The following is an 18,099-nucleotide window of genomic DNA, read 5'->3' on the forward strand; positions in this document are numbered from 1 at the left end:
CTCTTGCGCGTCAGTCCGGCAGCCAGTGCAGCTCGTGCGCCAGGGTTTTGGCGACGGCACGGATGCGGCGGTGCAGTGGTGACTGCTCGCGTGGGAGGACCAGGTGGAACGTCAGGCTGGGCGCGCCCCGCAGCGGCCGCCAGGTGAGACCGGCCGGTTGTGCCGTGGCCGCGGCTTCTCCGGCCGGGGCGAGGGTGACCCCGTCGCGCAGGTCGCGCTGAGACATGTCGAAAGAGACTGCGAGCGTGTGGAATCGGGGGGGTGGTCGGGTGTCTCGGAACAGTGCGGACAGCTGATCGTGGATCACGGGGTTGGCCGCACGGTCCGGGAGTCGCAGCGGATACGCGGCCGCGTCGGCGATCTCGATCTCCGGGCGTTCGGCCAGCGGATGGTGCTGCGCCAGCTGGACCCCGGCGCGCTCACGCCGCAGCAGGAACCGGCGCACGCCACGGCCCGGTTGTTCACCGCGGGTGATCCCGGCATCGATGCGGCCGTCTGCGACCGCGGGGGAGATCTCCGGTGTCGCCATCGGGACCGCGCCGACCTCGAGTCCGCTGTTGCCGCGAATCAGCCTGTCCACCAGGGCCGGTGCCGTCTCGGCCCCGGCGCTGAGGCTGTATCCGATGCGCAGCGTGCCCAGTTCACCGGCCGCCGCGCTCCGGGCGGTGTCCCACGCCCGGTCCAGCGCCGCCAGCGCGGGCGGCGCGGACTCCGCCAAAGCCGCACCGGCCGTGGTCAATACGACGTTACGCGTGTTGCGGACCAGCAGGGCTGTACCGAGTTCCGCCTCCAATCGGCGCATCCGGGCGCTGAGTGCGGGCTGTGCGATACCGATCCGTGCGGCCGCGCGGGTGAAGTTCAACTCCTGCGCCAGCACCAGGAAGTACCGCAGGCTCACCGTATCCGGCGCCACGTGCCCTCCCTGCCGATTGATAACGATCCGTTCTGAGTCTATCTCGTACCGGTCTTTCCCTCGACCGCACATCAAGTCCTAACCTGCGCATGCCGGGATCGATCGATCTGAATGTCAATTCGAAGTCAGACGTGTCCGGCCGAACACAGGAGGTTTCCATGGCCAAGGGCTACTGGGTCAGTGTCTACCCCGCCATTTCCGACCCTGAGGGGCTGACTGCCTACGACGAGCTGGCGGGTCCGGCTGTCCGGGCTGCGGGCGGGCGCCTCCTGTCCCGTGGCAGTCGAGTCGTCGCCCACGAGGCCGGAATCACGCAACGCGCCGTTCTGATCGAGTTCGACAGCTTTGAACAGGCGGTCGCGGCATACGAGAGCGAGGCATACCAGAAGGCGCTGGTGGCCCTCCCCGACGGCTACGAGCGCGACTTCCGCATCATCGAAGGCATCGACTGACCGGCGGGCCCAGCCATCGCTGAGCATCCGTCACCTGAAACGCACACGGTGCTGAACGACGACCCAGGTCATTGCGGAGTCTTATGCCGCCTTCCGTGAGGTCGGCCGCGTGATCCGCACTGTCCAGTTGCTGCGCCACCTCTCGGACGCGCCGCTGCGCCGGCGGGTGACCGCGGCGACGAACGCCCTGGACATCGCGGAGATCGTGCGGCAGCTGCTGGAGGAGGGATGGGAGATCGATCCGATCGCCGCCGGTCTCGGCCAGGCCGCCTGAACGGTGAGGTGAACCAGCTGGTGACGCCCTTCACGGGAGCGGGCCCGGCATACGCCAGAATCCTGCCGCGAGGGTCAGCCTCCAACACCGTGGCCTGGGCAGGTGATCCGACAGTGCTGTCGTGGGAACGGGGATTGTGACGGTTCTTGTGAGCCCTCGCCGTATTCCAGAGGGACACCCGCGCTGTTCTGCCAGCGGCAGAACAGCGGCCGGACCGGGGCTCGACGATCACTACAGTCCAGTCTCATGACGACGATTGCGACGCGTACGGTCGAGTACCCGGCCGACGGTTTGACGATGATCGGGCACCTCGCGCTCCCGGCCGGTGTCGACCGCCGGCCTGCGGTGCTGCTCGGACCAGAGGGCATGGGGCTCAGCGACGTCGAGCGCCGCCGGGCCGATGCTCTCGCCGAACTGGGATATGTAGCGCTGGCCTTCGACCTTCACGGCGGGCGTTATCTGGGTGACCCCGAGGAGATGCTGGCCCGTTGCACGCCACTGCTCGCTGATCCCGACCGGATGCGGGGCATCGGCCATGCGGCGCTCGACGTGTTGCGCACCGAACCGCGGACCGACCCCGACCGGATCGCCGCCGTCGGCTACGGCACCGGGGGCGCCATCGGGCTGGAACTCGGGCGTGATGGCGTCAGCCTGCGCGCGATCGGGACAGTCAACGCACTGACCACGGGCCGACCGGGCGAGGCGGCGCGCATCCGCTGCCCGGTGTGGGCCGGGGTCGGGTCGGAAGACCCGATCATGCCGCCCGCGCAACGGAACGCGTTCACCGCTGAGATGCAGGCCGCGGGCGTCGACTGGCGCCTCGCGGTCTACGGCGGCGCCTTGCACGCCTTCCACCACCCGCCGGTCGACCACCCCGCACCCCCCGGCGTCGGCTACCACCCACGGCACGCGCAGCGCGCCTGGCGCGACGTCGTCGACCTGCTCGCCGAGTGCTTGCCCGTGACGGAGGACCTGGGGGCATGACCCAGGTAAGCAAAGTCCGCACAGCAGAACCGCATTCGGGCGGATGCTCGATCGCGGAGACGCGTTCGCAACGGCCGCAGTAATGCCGGATTTACTGCGGCAGAGCCCCTACGATGATCACCGCGACCTGCGGCGGGCCACTCCGGCCGCCGGGGCGAGGAGGCTGAAGTGGTCGTACGCCGGAAACCAGCAGGTGACCAGCGGCTGGAACGCCAGGATCACCCAGAGCGGCACGGCCGTCACCGCGAACAACGAGACCTATAACGGCACGCTGGCCACCGGCGGTTCGGTCAGCTTCGGCTTCAACGGCTCCTGCAGCGGCACCAACGCCGTACCCACCACGTTCACCCTCGACGGCGTCACCTGCAACGTCGACGACGGCGGCAGCGGGGGCGGCGAAGGCCGCAGCCGAACCGGGCGGCAGCCGCGTCTCCAACCAGCCCACCGGCGTCTGGCTGGACCGCATCGCCGCGATCAGCGGAGTCGACGGGGGCATGGGGCTGCGCGCACAGTTCCAGCAGCTGATGCAGAACGCCTACCCGCCGCTGTCCTGACCGGGTGAGCGACCGCCGGGGCTGGTCCTGCGGGACGGGCCCCGGCGGATCGTCCCCGCCACCGGGACGGCCCGTCGTCCAGCGGCCCGGCGTCACCGGACCCTTTGCCGGGACGCATCCGGTTTTTGCCGGAGCGGCAACACCGCTGGCCCTCGGCCGGTGTGCCGCCGCACGCTGACCGCACACCGACGAGAGGCTGGGCACCATGGCGCACGACCACCACGAGCACGACCGCGACCACCGGCACGGGCACGGGCACGCACACGACACCGACATCGACTGGGCCGAGATGGCTCCGCACCTCGAGACGCAGGCGGAGCTGTTCACCCCCGTCTACGAGCGGGCCATGGCCTGGCTGGCGAAGGAGGTGACCGAGCCGGGGCTGATCGTCGACGCGGGCAGCGGCCCGGGTGTCGTCGCCTGCCTGTTCGCCGAGGCCTTTCCCGGAGCCCGGATCGTGGCCGTCGACAGCACCGGGCCGCTGCTGGAGCAGGCCCGTGACCGCGCCGTACGACAGGGCGTGGCGGACCGGTTCGACATCCTCGCCGGGGAACTCCCGGGTGTGCTCGACGAGTTGGAGTACCCGGCCGATCTGCTGTGGGCCAGCCGCAGCCTGCACCACCTCGGCGACCAGCGGGCCGCGCTCGCCGCGTTCGCTGCCCGGGTGGCCCCCGGCGGCACCCTGGCCCTCCTCGAAGGCGGCCTCCCCTCCCGCTTCCTGCCCCGTGACTTCGGCATCGGGCGCCCCGGACTCCAGGAGCGGCTGGACGTGGTGCAGGCGGAGTGGTTCGCGCGGATGCGGGCCGACCTGCCCGGCTCGGTGGCCGTGACCGAGGACTGGTCGGCCCTGCTGACCTCCGTCGGTCTGAAGCACACCCGCACCCGCAGCTTCCTGCTCGACCTCCCGGCCCCGGCGACCGACCGGGCCCGCGACTATGTCGCCGCCTCCCTGACCCGGCTGCGCGAAGCGGCCGACGGGAGCCTGGACGCAGAGGATCTGGCCACCCTGGACCGCCTGCTCGACCCGGCCGATCCGGCGAGCGTGCACCGCAGGCCGGACGTGTTCGTCCTGGGCGCGTACACGGTCCACACGGCGGTACGGCCGGTCTGAGCGCCCGCCGCCACCTCCCCTCGGTGCCGTACTGCCTTACCTGTGACGGGACTTGACTTGGAGAACGCTCGAAGTGATGGACTGCGGGCCTTCACCGAGACACAGGGGGAAACCATGAACGACGCTCCGGTCGCGCTCATCACCGGTGGCGGCAGCGGTATCGGCGCCGCCGTCGCCCGGCAGCTGCTCGACGCCGGGTACCGGGTGACGGTCACCGGCCGCGGGGAGCAGCGGCTGCGGGACTTCGCCGACAGCCTGGGCAGCCCCGACGAACTGCTGACGGTCCCCGGCAGCGCGTCGGCCTTCGACGACGTGCGGGACGCGGTCGACCGCACGCTCAAGGCGTACGGCCGGCTGGACGCCGTCGTCGCCAACGCCGGCTCCGCCACCCATGACTCCGTCGCCGACGGCGACCCGTCGGGATGGACCGAGATGGTCCTCACCAACGTCCTCGGCCCCGCCCTGCTCGTCCGTGCCTCCGTCGACGCGCTGAAGGAGACGGGCGGCCGGATCGTCCTCATCGGCAGTGTCGCCGGGTTCGTGAACACGCCGGGCAACCTCTACGGCGCCACCAAGTGGGCCGTCACCGGGCTCGCCGAGAACACCCGGCGCCAGGTCACGGAGTTCGGTGTGGGCGTCACGCTGGTCGCCCCCGGCCGGGTGGAGACCCCGTTCTGGGACGGGCTCGGCAGCCTGCCCCCGGGGCATCTCCTGACCGCGGACCAGATCGCCGACTCGGTGGTCTGGGCGATCCGGCAGCCGGCCGGGGTCGACGTCAACACCGTGGTCGTACGTCCGCTGGGACAGCCCAACTGACGTACTGGCGGCATCAGTTGTTCGCGAGGAACTGCTTGGCCAGCTGGTCCCCGAGGGAGACGGCCGCGCTGTGGCTCTCGATGGGGGAGACCTTGGAGTTCTTGAACAGGATGTAGGTCACGCCGGAGTCGGCCCCGCCGGTGGCCGGGTCGGGGTCGATGCCGAGCGCCTTGGCGGTGGCGTACGAGGCCTCGCCGATGATCTTCGTGGGGCCGGTGTCGCCGACGACGGCGTACTCGACCTTGTTGTTGTAGATGACGGCGACGACACCGCCGCCCTTGATGCCCGCGCCGGAGTAGTTCCAGATGCTGCTGGAGCTGGGCACCACGACGTACGGCAGGGACTCCGCCTTCAGCGGCTTGCCGTCGGACTGGTGGAAGGCGGTGTCGTCCTGGTACCAGGGGTCGCGGTTCTCGTTGCAGTTGGTGGTGCGCTGGCCGTCGCAGTCGATGTCCATGTCGGCCTTCCAGAACACCGCGCCGTTCTTGCCGCACACGGGGACCGTCGCCGAGGTCTCGTCGTCGGTCTTGTACTTGCCGTTCGAGATCTGCGAACAGGACGTCACCTTGGCCAGCAGGTCGGCCGCGCTCACCGAGCCCTCCTGGGCGGAGGCGGGTGCCGGGTTGCCCGAGGCGTTGGCGGGCAGCACTCCGGCGGCGAGGAGGGCGGCCCCGGAGGCCGCGGCGAGGGTCAGTGTTCGAAGACGCACTGTGGGGGACCCTTCTGTTAGGAAAGTTTCCTTACCGGGTGCCGTACAAGGTGGCCCCTCCCGCATGTCCTCGTCAAGCCCCTGCGGGGAAGTCGCGCAGGCTGGGCCGTTTGCGGCGACTTCGCCACCGGATGCAGTGAATTGCCCCCCGGGCAACACTGGTCATGTCGAACTGGGAGGCGAATCGTCATGTTCGTACGCACCATCTATGTGACCGGCGACCCCGCGAGGATCGACACGGCCATCAAGGCGCTGAACACGGAAGGGCGCGAGCTGCTCCAGGAACGTCCGGGCTACTGCGGAGCAGGGGTCTTCGTGGACCGGGACCTCGGCAAGCTGCTGGGCGTGAGCTGGTGGGGCACGGCCGAGGCGCGGCACAACAGCGACGAGGTCATGCGGTCGCGCAGGCAGGCCATGCTCGGGCCGTTCGCCGGCACGCTGACGGTGGAGAACTTCGAGGCGGTGGTGTACCACCCCCTCCAGCCACCACGCATGGGCGGCGGCCTGCGCATCACGCGGGTGGAGTTCGACCCCGCGGACATCGACCTGGTCACCGACACGTTCCTGTCGACCGTGGCTCCGCGCCTGGAGGCGCTGTCGGGCCTGGCCGCGGCCGGCCTGCTCGTCGACCGGGAGCGCGGCACGGGCCAGGTCGGCGCCCTCTTCGTCGACCGCGAATCGATGGTGGCCTCGCGGGCCGACCAGGCGGCGGCCCGGCACGAAGGTGTCGCCAAGGCGCATGTGGACGTCGTCGGCCTGGAGGAGTTCGAGGTCGTGCACACGGACGTGCACACGGTCGTGCACGTGGGCTGACCCGTCCGGTGGGCCGACCGCTTCCGCGCCGGTGTCCGAACGGCTCGCTCCTGCCGGGGAGTTCACGCGAACGGCCGTCCGCCCCGCTGAGCAGCAGGGCGAACGGCCGTTCGGCGGGCGGGTGTCAGCCCATGTCGAAGGTGGCCGGGTCCGGGCCGAGGCGGCGGTCCTCGTTCAGGGCGCTGATCGCCGCGAGGTCCTCGTCGTCCAGGCTGAAGTCGAACACCTCGATGTTCTCCTTGATCCGCGACGGCGTCACGGACTTCGGGATCACGACGTTGCCCAGCTGGATGTGCCAGCGCAGCACGACCTGGGCCGGTGTGCGGTTGTGCTTCTGGCCGATGGCGACGACGGCCGGCACCTCCAGCAGGCCCTTGCCCTGGCCGAGCGGCGACCAGGCCTCGGTCCTGACGCCCTGCTCCGAGTGGAACGAGCGCGCCGCGCGCTGCTGCAGGTGCGGGTGCAGTTCGATCTGGTTGACCGCCGGGATGACCGAGGTCTCCGCGATCAGCCGCTGCAGGTGCTCGGGGAGGAAGTTGGAGACGCCGATCGCCTTGACCCGGCCTTCGGCGTAGAGCTTCTCGAACGCCTTGTAGGTGTCGAGGTACTTGTCCCGGGACGGCAGCGGCCAGTGGATCAGGTACAGGTCCAGATAGTCGAGACCCAGCTTCTCCAGCGACACGTCGAACGCGCGCAGCGTGGAGTCGTACCCCTGGTCGCTGTTCCAGAGCTTGGTGGTGACGAAGATGTCCTCGCGGGGCAGGCCGGACGCGGCGATGGCCTTGCCGGTGCCCTCTTCGTTGCCGTAGATCGCGGCTGTGTCGATGCTGCGGTACCCGGCCTCGAGTGCCGTGGCGACGGCCCGCTCGGCCTCGTCGTCCGGCACCTGCCAGACGCCGTAGCCCAGCTGGGGCATCTCGACGCCGTTGTTGAGGATGATCGGGGGGACCTTGCTGCTCACGAGCTTCTTGATCCTTCGGTTGTCGACAGGTGGTACTCCCATCGTCAACGATCACGGGCCGACCTGCATTCCTGACCGCGGAATCCGTGCCGACTGACCGGTGAGTCAGTCCGCGGAACCCCGGATTGGCCGGAAACGCATCCGACGTTATCGGTTCGGACCATTGACCGCGGCCCTTCATCCCGGGACTCTGTATCGCGCCACCGGACGTGTCGCTGAACCCGGTGCAAGCATGTGAACGGCCCTCTGACCATGGCCGCTGTCTGCCCTCTGAGATCCCCCACCCTCAGGAAAGCGGGTACGCGCACATGAACAAAACCCTGCCCACGACCCCCCGTACGGCCCCCCAGGACCCGGAGACATCGGATGACAGGGTCTGGCGGAGCCCGGGCTACCGGATTGTGGAAACCGCGCTCGAAGTGACCGCCTACGCGCTCGCCGACCGCCGCGCCCCCGAGCTGCCGCAAGCCTCATGAGTACGACCGTTCCGCCCCTCCGGGACGCCCCGGCCGTCCCCCGTACCGACGTCCCCGGCACCGCCCCGCCCTCCGGTGCTCTCTGGCCGGCCGCCGAGTTCACCGAGCGGCTGCGGGCCGTCACCGCGGCCCGCTACCACGACCGGCACCCCTTCAACCTGCGGATGCACCGCGGCGAACTGACCCCCGCCGAACTGCGCCGCTGGATCGCCGCACGCTTCCACTACCAGCGGCACATCCCCGTCAAGGACGCCCTGATCCTGGCCGGGCTCGACCGGCCCGAGCAGCGCCGCCGCTGGCTGCGCCGCATCCGCGACCACGACGGCACGGGGGACGGCGGCCCGGGGAGCGAGGGAGGCATCGAACGCTGGCTGCGGCTCGGCGAGGCGGCCGGCCTCTCCCGCGAGGAGCTGTGGGACGCCTCCCGGGTGCCGGCCGGCGTGCGGTTCGCGGTCGAGGCCTACGTCACCTTCTGCCGGCTGCGCCCCACGCTGGACGCCGTCGCCGCCTCCCTGACCGAGCTGTCCGCGCCGGACCTGATGCGCACCCGCATCGCCGCCTTCGAACGTCACTATCCGTGGATCGACCCGGCCGGTCTCGCCTACTTCCGCACCCGTGTCACCCAGGGCGCCCGCGACGGGGAGGAGGCCCTCGCCCTGGTCCTCGCCACCGCCCGCACCCGTGCGGAGCAGGAACGGGCGGTGGCCGCGCTCACCTTCAAGTGCGAGGTGCTGTGGGCGCTGCTGGACGCGGTGGACGGGGGCACCTCGTGAACTCCTCGCGTCCCGCGGCGCGCCGGTCGCCTCCCGCGGCCGTCCAGCCGCTTCCCGCGACCCGCCGGAACACGGCCGCCTGGCGCCCCGCCCTCGCCCGGGGCGTCCTGCTGCGGTACGACCCGGTGCGGGACACGGATCTGTTGCTGGTGCCGGAACGGGTGGTCGTCCTGCACGGCCGCGCGGGCGCCGTCCTCGGGCGCTGCGACGGCAGCCGGACCGTGGCCGGCATCGTCGCCGAACTGTCCGCCGAGTACCCGGGCGCACCCGTCGCCGTCGAAGTCCCGGACTTCCTGGCCGGGTTGCGCAAGGAGGGCTGGCTGACATGACGGCCGTCGCTCCGCCCTGGGCCCTGCTCGCCGAACTCACCCACGCCTGCCCGCTGCGCTGCGGATATTGTTCCAACCCCGTCGAACTGGTCGGTCGGTCAGTGGAGTTGACCACGGAGCAGTGGGCCGGGGTGTTCCGGCAGGCGGGTGACCTCGGGGTCGTCCACACCCATCTGTCCGGCGGCGAGCCGCTGCTGCGCCGAGACCTGCCCGAGCTGGTGGCGGCCGCGGACGCGGCGGGCCTGTACACCCAGCTCGTCACCAGCGGAGTGGGCCTGGGCGAGCGGCGACTGGCCGGGCTGGTCGAGTCCGGGCTGCGCAGTGTGCAGCTGTCCGTGCAGCACGCGGACCCGGGCGCCGCCGAACGCATCGCGGGCGTAAAGGCGTTCGCGGTGAAGGAGCGCGCGGCCCGGCTGGTCCGCGAGGCGGGACTGCCGCTCGGCATCAACGCCGTCCTGCACCGCGGCAACCTCGACGCCCTGGACGGGCTGATCCGGCTCGCCGTGGACTGGGGCGCGGACCGGCTCGAACTGGCCCACACCCAGTACCACGGCTGGGCGCTGCGCAACCGGGCCGCTCTGCTCCCCACCCCCGGCCAGGTCGAACGGGCCCGCTCGACCGTCACCCGTTGGCGCGAACGGCTGGACGGCACACCGGAGTTGGTCTGGGTGGCGCCCGATCTGCTGGATGCCACCCCGAAACCGTGCATGGGCGGCTGGGGGCGCATCTCGCTGACCGTCGCCCCCGACGGCACGGTTCTGCCCTGCCCGGCCGCGATCAGCCTGCCGGGTCTGGACCCGCCGAACGTCCTGGAGCACCGACTGGACCGGATCTGGCGGGAGTCGAAGGCCTTCAACGCCTTCCGGGGCGAGTCCTGGATGCCCGAGCCCTGCCGCGACTGCGCCCTGCGCACCACCGACCACGGCGGCTGCCGCTGCCAGGCCCACGCCCTCACCGGCGACCCCGCCCGCACCGACCCGGCCTGCAGGCACGCCCCGGACCACTCCCTCGTACGCGATCTCGTGCGCGCGCCCAGGCGGCTCGCGTACGCCTACCGCGAAGCCCCGCGAGAAGACCGGCGACACGTTCAGCGAGAAGCCCTGCGAGAAGCCCTGCGAGAAGTCCAGCGAGAAGTCCAGCGAGAAGTTCAGGGAGAGGAAGGAACATGAGACGCCGACGCCTGCGCGCGGCCCTGACGGCACTCGCGCTCGCCGCCGCCGGCCTGGCCGCGCTCCCCGCGGCCGTGCCCCCGGCCGCCGCCGCCCCGGCTCCCGCCCTGCCCCGGCCGGCCGCCGCCCCCGACTGGTCCACGGCCGTGGTCGACTCCACCATGGCCCGCTACACGCCGACCGGTATCGGCGGCTGGTCGTACCCGGTCGGCCTGTACCTGTACGGCCAGTACCTCACCTACCGGCGCACCCACGAAGCGCGCTACCTCACCTACATCAAGAGCTACGTCGACCGCTTCGTGAAGAGCGACGGCTCCATCGGCCAGTCCTTCGACAACCTGGACAGCATGCAGGCCGGCCGCCTCCTGGTGATCCTGCACCACGAGACCGGCCAGGACCGCTACCGCAAGGCGGCGAAGAAGATCCGCGACCGCCTCGCCACCTACCCGCGCACCGGCGACGGCGGTTTCTGGCACGCGGACAACAGCAGCCGCGCCCACCAGCTCTGGGCGGACGGCGTCTACATGGTGACCCCGTTCCTCGTCGAGTACGGCCGGGAGTTCGGCGACAGCGCGTACACGAACGACGAGGCAGCCAGGCAGCTCGCCGTCTACGGCGGCCATCTCCAGGCCGGCAACGGCCTGTTGAAGCACGCGTACGACGAGTCGAGGATCGCGAGCTGGGCCGACCCGCGGACCGGGCTCGCCCCTGAGCACTGGTGCCGCGCGGTCGGCTGGTACGCGATGGCGATCGTCGGTGTCCTCGACGCGATCCCGGCGAACCACTCCCGGCGGCCCCAGCTCCTCGGCATCCTCCGGCGGCTGGCGGCAGGCCTGGAGCGGTACCAGGACCCGGCGAGCGGCCGCTGGTTCCAGGTCATGGACAAGGGGAGCAGGAGCGACGACTGGACCGAGACGTCCTGCTCCAGCATGTTCACCTACGCCCTCTCGCGCGGTGTCCAGCAGGGGTATCTCGACCCCCGCTACGCGGCTGTCGCCCGGCGCGGCTACGAGGGCGTGCTGGCGAAGATCTCGGTCGGCGCCGACGGCCGCACCAGCCTCGCCGACATCTCCGTCGGCACCAACGTCGGCGACTACGCGTACTACGCCGCCCGTACCCGGGCCGTCAACGACTTCCACGGCCTGGGCGCCTTCCTGATCATGAACGAGCAACTGCGAGGTGAATAGAGTCATGAGCACCTTCAGGAGAGCGGTGCTCGGCGCCGCGCCGGGCGGCAGAGGTGCGGCCGCGATCGTCCTGTTCGTCGTCGCCGTCGTCCTCGGCCTCACCCACCCCGCCGCCCTCGCGGCCCCCGAGCCCGCGCCCCGCGCCGCCGCCGTCTTCGACGTGCGCGACTACGGCGCCAAGGGCGACGGTTCCAGCAACGACACCCCCGCCGTCAACAAAGCCGTCAACGCCGCGAGTTCGGCCGGCGGCGGCACGGTCCGCTTCCCGGCCGGCACCTACAGGTCCAAGAACACCATCCACATGAAGAGCAACGTGACGCTCCAGGTCGACACGGGCGCCACGATCCAGGGCTCCTCGGCGGACACCTACGATCCGCCCGAGTCCAACCCCTACGACAGGTACCAGGACTACGGGCACAGCCACTTCCACAACGCGATGATCTACGGCGACCGGCTCACCAACATCGGCTTCGTCGGCGGCGGGGTCATCGACGGCGCCGGCAACCTGATCACCGGCAACCCGAAGCCGGGCGAGGCCGACAAGATCCTCTCGCTGACCCGCTGCGACGGACTGCGGATCGGTGACGGCCTCACCCTGCGCCGGGGCGGCCACTTCGCCGCCCTCGTCAACGGGTGCAAGAACGTGACGTCGGACCACCTGACCATCGACACCGCGGGCGACCGCGACGGCTGGAACATCATCTCCACGACCGACGTCACGGTCACCGGCGCGAACATCAGGGCCAACGACGACGCGCTCGTCTTCAAGAGCGACTACGCCCTCGGCGCCAAGCTCCCCAACGGCCACGTCCGGGTGAGCGGTTCGTACCTCTCCGCGCGGTGCTGCAACGCCCTGATGTTCGGCTCCGAGACCTGCGGCGACTTCTCGGACTACCGGTTCGAGAAGATCCGTATCGACGGCGCCGACAAGTCCGGCCTCGGCATGGTGTCCATGGACGGCGCGAGAATCTCCGACGTCCACTACCGCGACATCACCATGCGGAACGTCCACTCGCCGATCATGCAGAAGATCGGCACCCGCAAGCGCTGCGGCAACAGCCCGGGTGTCGGCTCGATCAGCGACGTGACGTACGACGACATCACGGCCACCGGCAACAGCCCCTCCTTCAGCCCGACCCTGTGGGGCGAGACCGGCCACCGGATCAGCGGCATCACCTTCAACCACGTCGACATCACCGTGCCCGGCGGCCACGGCACCATGTCCACCGCGGTGCCGGGCAACGACCCGGACGACTACAACCCCAAGAGCATCGGCACCCGGCCGGCCTACGGCTGGTACCTGCACAACGCCGACCATGTGCGGTTCACCGACAGCTCCGTGAAGTTCGCCGCCGACGACGGCCGTCCCGCGGTCATCGCCGATGCGGCGAGCGACATACGCTTCACGCGCCTCACCGCCCAGCGCGGTACCGGTTCCCCGTACGACGCCGGCTTCCAGAACGTCACCGGCTACTGCCTGACGGACAGCCGCACCACCTCCGGCGGCACCCTGCGCATCTCGTCTACCGGGTCCACCGAGAACTGCGGCGGTACGGCGGCCAGGCCCCTCGATGTGGAGAACCCCCGCCAGGACTTCCTCCGGGCCTCGGTCGGCGGCCTCTTCCTGCACTGGGGTCTGCGCACCGCCCCCGCCCACACCAGCTGCGGCGCCTGGGAGAACGACGTCACCAGCGGCGGCTGGACCCCGGACTACTGGGTGAACGAAGCCCGCAAACTGCACACGCAGTACCTCGTCCTGGCCACGTTCCACAGCCGGCTGGGTTACGCCCGCCCCTGGCCGTCGAAGATCCCCGGTTCCTGCTCGACCGAGCGGGACTTCCTCGGTGAGCTGATCACGGCCGCCAAGGCCAAGGGCATGAAGGTCATCCTCTACATGACCGACGATCCCCAGTGGCACGCGGAGGGCGGCCACGAGTGGCTCGACTCGGCCGCCTACTCCGCCTACAAGGGCAAGAACGTCGACCTGACCACCCGCGACGGATTCGGGCAGTTCAGCTACGACAACTTCTTCGAGGTCATGGACCGCTATCCCGACCTCGGAGGCTTCTGGATCGACAACGACAACGCGTACTGGGAGAGCCACAACCTCTACGCGCAGATCTACCAGAAGCGCCCGAACTACACGCTCAGCAACAACAACGAAGACACGCCGATCATGGACATGATCAGCAATGAGCAGAAGACGGGGATGACGCCCGCCTACGACTACCCACAGGCCGTCTACACGGCCCAACCCCGGTTGACCGAGGCCGACTTCAAGCTGCCGTCGACCGGTGCCTGGTGGTACGACGGCTCCGACCCGTCGGTCGACCGTGGGCTCACCCTCGGCCGACTCGTCACCAACGCCGGCTCCTCGGTCAAGGCCCTGATGGCCGAGACCGCCCAGGTCAACGGCAAGTTCCCGGCCAACCAGGCCGCCTTCAACAACTTCGCGAGCAGCTACCTCGACCCCATCTGGGAGTCCCTGCACGGCACGGAGGGCGGCGGCTACATGTACGGCGGCCTCAAGCCGGGCTTCTGGAACGACGGCGCCCACGGCGTGACCACGATCGGCAGGACGGACCCGAACCGCCAGTACATCCACGTCCTCACCCCGCCCAGCACCAGCACGCTGCGCATCCGTGACAACGGTTACCGCATCGCGTCCGTCACCAACCTCCGTACGGGCAAGCCGGTTTCCTGGTCACAGTCCGGCGGTGTGCTGACGCTGACCGGGCTCGGTGACTGGGACCCGTACGACACCGTCTTCAAGGTCACCTGCGCCGGCCGTCAGGGCATCCTCACCGGCGTCAGGGTGACCGCGAGCGCCTCGGCGAGCGGTCACACCGGCGCCGCCGCGGCCGACGGAGACCACCTCACCTACTGGGACAACGGCAAGACCCTGCCCGTCAGCCTCACCTTCGACCTCGGCTCGGCCAGGAAGGTCCAGTACATCGGACTCAACCAGCGCGAGGACTCCGTCGCCTACGCACGCTCGGACACCGAGCAGTCGGCACGGATCAAGGACTACAAGGTGTACCTCAGCGACGACGGCTCGACCTGGGGGAGCCCGGTCAGGACCGGTCGGCTGCCAAGTCGCCGCGGAATACAGGGCATTGACCTCACCGCGGCCGACGCCCGCTACGTCCGCCTGGAGGTCGACACCACCTGGGCGGCCTTCTCCGACTCGACCCGCTACAAGCGGCTGCGGATCGACGAGGCGTGGATCGGCACCTCGTACGCGACACCGTCGGCCTTCAGCACCAAGTCGGACAACGGCCAGTCCCTCCGCCCCGCCATGGGCTGGAGCAGCTGGAGCTTCGTGCGCCGCCTGCCGACCGAGGCGAAGATCAGAGCCCAGGCCGACGCGCTCGCGTCGAGCGGCCTGAAGAACCACGGGTTCGTGTACGTCAACCTCGACGACTTCTGGCAGAAGTGCGACTCCGACGGCTTCGTCGTCGACTCCTACGGCCGCTGGGCCGTCGACAGCGACAAGTTCCCCGGCGGGATCAAGGCGCTCGCCGACCACATCCACTCCAAGGGCCTGAAGTTCGGCTTCTACGTCACTCCCGGCATCGCGAAGAACGCCGTCACCAGGAACACCCCGATCGAGGGCACGCCGTACCACGCGAAGGACATCGCGGACACCTCGAAAACGGAGAAGAACTACAACTGCAAGAACATGTACTACATCGACCACTCCAAGCCGGGCGCACAGGAGTTCGTGAACTCGTGGGCGAAGCAGTTCGCGTCCTGGGGAGTCGACTACCTGAAGATCGACGGCGTGGGCAGCCAGGACATCCCCGACGTCCGGGCCTGGGACAAGGCGCTGCGCGCGACCGGGCGGCCCATCACCTTCGCCCTCTCCAACAACCTGCCGATCGCGAACGCATCCACGTGGCGGCAGCTGGCCAACAGCTGGCGCACCCAGGGCGACGTGGAGTGCTACTGCGGACCCGGTTCCCACGGCAGCGGCTATCCGCTCACCGACTGGTCCCACGTCTCCGCCCGCTTCACCTCGGCCGCCGACTGGCAGCCGTACGCCGGACCCGGCGGCTGGAACGACCTGGACTCCCTGGAGATCGGCAACGGCGACCAGGTGGGGCTCACCGCCGACCAGCGGCGCTCGCACTTCACCCTGTGGGCGATGGCGGGCGCGCCCCTGCTGCTCGGCACCGACCTCACCCACCTCGACCCCGTCGACAAGGCGATGCTCACCAATGACCGGCTGATCGGCGTCGACCAGGACGGCGTGGCCGCGAAACGCCTGGTGAACAGCGGTGTCAAACAGGTGTGGAGCAAACGCGAGAACAACGGTGACCATGTGGTGGCGCTGTTCAACACCGGAACTTCCGGCAACGCCACGGTCGCTGTGAACTGGTCCCAGGTCGGCTTCACCGGCCCCGGCGACGTCACCGACCTCTGGTCCGGCTCCCACAAGGGTGTGTTCGCCGACTCCTACAGCGCGACCCTGCGCCCGGGCGAGACCCGGCTGATCCGGGTGACGCCGGCCGACTCCACCTATACAGGCTGAGGGGAACACCCATGAGTCTCAGAAGAGTTCTGCCGTACGGCCTGGCCGCGGCCCTCGCACTGCCCCTGGCCGGCCTGAGCCAGGGCACCGCCCTCGCGGCCACCGACTACCAGGCCGAGGACGCCCGGATCTCCCAGGGCACCGTGGCCACCAACCACACCGGCTACTCGGGCACCGGCTTCGTCGACTACACCAACGTCAAGGGCTCCTACGTGGAGTTCACGGTGAACGCGGCCGCTTCGGGCACCGCGGCGGTCACCCTCCGCTACGCCAACGGCACCTCCGCCGACCGCCCGATGGACATCTCCGTCGGCGGCACGGTCGCCGCGCCCGCGGTCTCCTTCCCGGCCACCGCCGACTGGAACACCTGGGCCACCAGAACCGTCGACGTGCCGCTCACGGCCGGGTCCAACACGATCCGCGCGACCGCCACCTCCGCCGACGGCGGTCCCAACCTGGACCGCATCGGCGTCGGCGCGGCGACCGACACCCAGGCCCCGACCCGCCCCGGCCGGCCAGGCTGCTCCGACATCGGCGAGAGCGGCCTCACCCTCGGCTGGGGCGCGTCCACCGACAACGTCGGCGTGGCGGCGTACGACATCTACGAGCACGGCAACAAGATCAGCGAGGCGCCCGGGAGCGCGACCAGCAAGGCACTGACCGGGCTCACCCCCGACACCACCTACAACCTGACCGTCATCGCCCGGGACGCGGCCGGCAACACCTCCCCGGCCAGCCCCGTGGTCGACTGCACGACGAAGCCCAGCTCCGACGGCACACCGCCGACCACGCCCGGCACCCTGTCCGCGGCCGGCATCACTGCGAACACGGCCGACCTCAGCTGGGGCGCGTCGACGGACGACCGTGCCGTCACCGCCTACGACGTCCGCAGCGACACCACCGTCTACAAGACCGTCACCGGCGGTACGTCGACCACCCTCACCGGTCTCGCCTGCAACAGCCCGTACTCCCTGAACGTCGTCGCCCGCGACGCGGCCGGGAACGTCTCGCAGCCGAGCAACACCGTCACTTTCACCACCAAGGCCTGCGCCACCGACGGCGGTGTCCCCTCCTCGGTCGCCACGCTGTCGACGGGCTGGACGATCCCGTGGGGCACCTACTGGATGCCCGACGGCAAGACCGCGCTGGTCACCGAGCGGGACGACTTCCGGGTCTGGAAGGTCACCAAGGACGGCACCAGGACCCAGGTGGGCACCGTCCCGAACGCCGTCACCACCAACGGCGAGGGCGGGCTGCTCGGGGTCGCCGTCGATCCCAGGTGGGACACCGACCACTACGTCTACTTCATGCACACCGCGTCCGAAGGCAACCGCGTCGTCCGCATGACCTACGACGGCACCACGCTCACCGACTACAAGGTGCTGCTCCAGGGCATCAAGAAGAACCGCTACCACAACGGCGGCCGCCTCGCCTTCGGCCCCGACGGCTATCTGTACGTCTCCACCGGCGAGGCCCAGACGCCCGACCTCGCACAGGACAAGAACTCCCTCAACGGCAAGATCCTGCGCATGACGACCGACGGCAGGCCGGCCCCCGGCAACCCCTTCGGCAACTACGTCTACTCCCTGGGCCACCGCAATCCGCAGGGCCTCGCCTTCGACCGCAACGGGCGCCTGTGGGAGGCCGAGTTCGGCAACAGCTCCAAGGACGAGCTGAACCTCATCAAGCCCGGCGCCAACTACGGCTGGCCGACCTGCGAAGGCAACTGCTCCGTCGCCGGAATGACCAACCCCAAGGCCACCTGGAACGTCTCCGAGGCCTCGCCCAGCGGCATCGCCATCGTCCGCAACGTCGTCTACATGGCGTCCCTGCGCGGTGAACGGCTGTGGCGCATCCCGATCAGCGGGGACACCGAGAAGGTCGGCACCCCGACCGCCTACTACGTCGGGACCTACGGCCGGCTGCGCACCGTCACCAAGGTGCCCGGCGCCGACCAGCTGTGGCTGTCCACCACCAACTGCGACAACAACGGGGGAGCGGCGGACGGATCCGACAAGATCTTCAAGGTGACGATCAGCTGACC

16 protein-coding genes and 1 pseudogene are annotated in these 18,099 nt (G+C 70.0%); 14 read left to right on the plus strand and 3 right to left on the minus strand.

All coding sequences use genetic code 11. The annotated features are described in order from the left end of the window. Window positions 1–10 precede the first annotated feature (10 nt). On the minus strand, window positions 11–913 hold the full coding sequence (locus tag AC07DS_RS25475; RefSeq protein ID WP_479148791.1) for a LysR family transcriptional regulator: 903 nt from the start codon (window positions 911–913) through the stop codon (window positions 11–13). Between the two features lie 158 nt (window positions 914–1,071). On the opposite strand from AC07DS_RS25475, the gene AC07DS_RS25480 reads away from it, so the two are divergent. The 6 genes and pseudogenes from AC07DS_RS25480 to AC07DS_RS25505 all read left to right on the plus strand — a co-directional run bounded on the left by AC07DS_RS25480 (window position 1,072) and on the right by AC07DS_RS25505 (window position 5,104). Continuing rightward, window positions 1,072–1,365: a DUF1330 domain-containing protein gene (locus AC07DS_RS25480; RefSeq protein ID WP_479148792.1), complete on the plus strand. Its 294-nt coding sequence runs from the start codon at window positions 1,072–1,074 to the stop codon at window positions 1,363–1,365. Between the two features lie 70 nt (window positions 1,366–1,435). Further along, entirely contained in the window at window positions 1,436–1,639 is a 204-nt protein-coding gene (locus tag AC07DS_RS25485) for a Tn3 family transposase (protein WP_479148998.1), read from the plus strand. A 246-nt stretch (window positions 1,640–1,885) separates the two neighbouring features. Continuing rightward, complete coding sequence (locus tag AC07DS_RS25490) at window positions 1,886–2,623, plus strand: dienelactone hydrolase family protein (protein WP_479148794.1); 738 nt, start codon at window positions 1,886–1,888, stop codon at window positions 2,621–2,623. 82 nt (window positions 2,624–2,705) lie between these two features. Next, window positions 2,706–3,153: pseudogene (locus AC07DS_RS25495) on the plus strand (cellulose binding domain-containing protein); the annotation flags it as partial. A 229-nt stretch (window positions 3,154–3,382) separates the two neighbouring features. Next, window positions 3,383–4,288, plus strand: coding sequence for a class I SAM-dependent methyltransferase (locus AC07DS_RS25500; protein WP_479148796.1), 906 nt, complete (start codon window positions 3,383–3,385; stop codon window positions 4,286–4,288). A 114-nt stretch (window positions 4,289–4,402) separates the two neighbouring features. After that, window positions 4,403–5,104 carry an SDR family oxidoreductase gene (locus tag AC07DS_RS25505; RefSeq protein WP_479148798.1) on the plus strand — a complete coding sequence of 234 codons (702 nt, stop codon included), beginning with the start codon at window positions 4,403–4,405 and terminating at the stop codon, window positions 5,102–5,104. 13 nt (window positions 5,105–5,117) lie between these two features. Here AC07DS_RS25505 and AC07DS_RS25510 read toward each other — a convergent pair whose 3' ends face one another. Continuing rightward, entirely contained in the window at window positions 5,118–5,813 is a 696-nt protein-coding gene (locus tag AC07DS_RS25510; RefSeq protein WP_145884713.1) for a glycoside hydrolase family 75 protein, read from the minus strand. A gap of 189 nt (window positions 5,814–6,002) precedes the next feature. On the opposite strand from AC07DS_RS25510, the gene AC07DS_RS25515 reads away from it, so the two are divergent. Continuing rightward, a complete protein-coding gene (locus tag AC07DS_RS25515) occupies window positions 6,003–6,626 on the plus strand; it encodes a hypothetical protein (protein ID WP_479148800.1) in 624 nt (207 codons plus the stop codon). A 124-nt stretch (window positions 6,627–6,750) separates the two neighbouring features. Here the strand turns inward: AC07DS_RS25515 and AC07DS_RS25520 are convergent, their stop codons facing one another. Beyond that, on the minus strand, window positions 6,751–7,587 hold the full coding sequence (locus AC07DS_RS25520; RefSeq protein ID WP_479148802.1) for an aldo/keto reductase: 837 nt from the start codon (window positions 7,585–7,587) through the stop codon (window positions 6,751–6,753). A gap of 308 nt (window positions 7,588–7,895) precedes the next feature. Between AC07DS_RS25520 and pqqA the strand changes: the two genes are divergently transcribed. From pqqA to AC07DS_RS25555, 7 genes are read left to right on the plus strand one after another with little or no spacing between them, the layout of a single operon-like run. Then, on the plus strand, window positions 7,896–8,063 hold the full coding sequence (gene pqqA / locus AC07DS_RS25525) for a pyrroloquinoline quinone precursor peptide PqqA (RefSeq protein WP_479148804.1): 168 nt from the start codon (window positions 7,896–7,898) through the stop codon (window positions 8,061–8,063). Further along, the gene (pqqC, locus tag AC07DS_RS25530; protein ID WP_479148806.1) at window positions 8,060–8,836 is read left to right on the plus strand and encodes a pyrroloquinoline-quinone synthase PqqC; all 777 of its coding nucleotides are present in this window, start codon (window positions 8,060–8,062) and stop codon (window positions 8,834–8,836) included. The genes pqqA and pqqC overlap by 4 nt, the downstream gene beginning before the upstream one ends. Beyond that, window positions 8,833–9,165 carry a pyrroloquinoline quinone biosynthesis peptide chaperone PqqD gene (pqqD, locus tag AC07DS_RS25535; protein WP_479148808.1) on the plus strand — a complete coding sequence of 111 codons (333 nt, stop codon included), beginning with the start codon at window positions 8,833–8,835 and terminating at the stop codon, window positions 9,163–9,165. Before pqqC ends, pqqD begins: the two co-directional genes overlap by 4 nt. Further along, window positions 9,162–10,334 (plus strand): pyrroloquinoline quinone biosynthesis protein PqqE, encoded by a 1,173-nt coding sequence (gene pqqE, locus AC07DS_RS25540; protein WP_479148809.1) that lies wholly within the window; start codon window positions 9,162–9,164, stop codon window positions 10,332–10,334. Before pqqD ends, pqqE begins: the two co-directional genes overlap by 4 nt. Continuing rightward, on the plus strand, window positions 10,331–11,521 hold the full coding sequence (locus AC07DS_RS25545) for a glycoside hydrolase family 88/105 protein (RefSeq protein ID WP_479148811.1): 1,191 nt from the start codon (window positions 10,331–10,333) through the stop codon (window positions 11,519–11,521). The genes pqqE and AC07DS_RS25545 overlap by 4 nt, the downstream gene beginning before the upstream one ends. A 4-nt stretch (window positions 11,522–11,525) precedes the next feature. Then, window positions 11,526–16,055, plus strand: a complete 4,530-nt coding sequence (locus AC07DS_RS25550; RefSeq protein WP_479148813.1) for a glycosyl hydrolase family 28 protein — start codon at window positions 11,526–11,528, stop codon at window positions 16,053–16,055. An 11-nt stretch (window positions 16,056–16,066) separates the two neighbouring features. Further along, window positions 16,067–18,097 (plus strand): PQQ-dependent sugar dehydrogenase, encoded by a 2,031-nt coding sequence (locus AC07DS_RS25555; RefSeq protein WP_479148815.1) that lies wholly within the window; start codon window positions 16,067–16,069, stop codon window positions 18,095–18,097. Window positions 18,098–18,099 lie beyond the last annotated feature (2 nt).

The sequence above is a fragment of the Streptomyces sp. NPDC044064 genome, assembly GCF_056434245.1.

What these genes read in the sequence shown, in the direction of transcription:
- AC07DS_RS25480 (WP_479148792.1), top strand. Translation starts at nt 1,072, where the DNA reads ATGGCCAAGGGCTACTGGGTCAGTGTCTACCCCGCCATTTCCGACCCT.
- AC07DS_RS25490 (WP_479148794.1), top strand. Translation starts at nt 1,886, where the DNA reads ATGACGACGATTGCGACGCGTACGGTCGAGTACCCGGCCGACGGTTTG.
- AC07DS_RS25500 (WP_479148796.1), top strand. Translation starts at nt 3,383, where the DNA reads ATGGCGCACGACCACCACGAGCACGACCGCGACCACCGGCACGGGCAC.
- AC07DS_RS25505 (WP_479148798.1), top strand. Translation starts at nt 4,403, where the DNA reads ATGAACGACGCTCCGGTCGCGCTCATCACCGGTGGCGGCAGCGGTATC.
- AC07DS_RS25515 (WP_479148800.1), top strand. Translation starts at nt 6,003, where the DNA reads ATGTTCGTACGCACCATCTATGTGACCGGCGACCCCGCGAGGATCGAC.
- pqqA (WP_479148804.1), top strand. Translation starts at nt 7,896, where the DNA reads ATGAACAAAACCCTGCCCACGACCCCCCGTACGGCCCCCCAGGACCCG.
- pqqC (WP_479148806.1), top strand. Translation starts at nt 8,060, where the DNA reads ATGAGTACGACCGTTCCGCCCCTCCGGGACGCCCCGGCCGTCCCCCGT.
- pqqE (WP_479148809.1), top strand. Translation starts at nt 9,162, where the DNA reads ATGACGGCCGTCGCTCCGCCCTGGGCCCTGCTCGCCGAACTCACCCAC.
- AC07DS_RS25545 (WP_479148811.1), top strand. Translation starts at nt 10,331, where the DNA reads ATGAGACGCCGACGCCTGCGCGCGGCCCTGACGGCACTCGCGCTCGCC.
- AC07DS_RS25550 (WP_479148813.1), top strand. Translation starts at nt 11,526, where the DNA reads ATGAGCACCTTCAGGAGAGCGGTGCTCGGCGCCGCGCCGGGCGGCAGA.
- AC07DS_RS25555 (WP_479148815.1), top strand. Translation starts at nt 16,067, where the DNA reads ATGAGTCTCAGAAGAGTTCTGCCGTACGGCCTGGCCGCGGCCCTCGCA.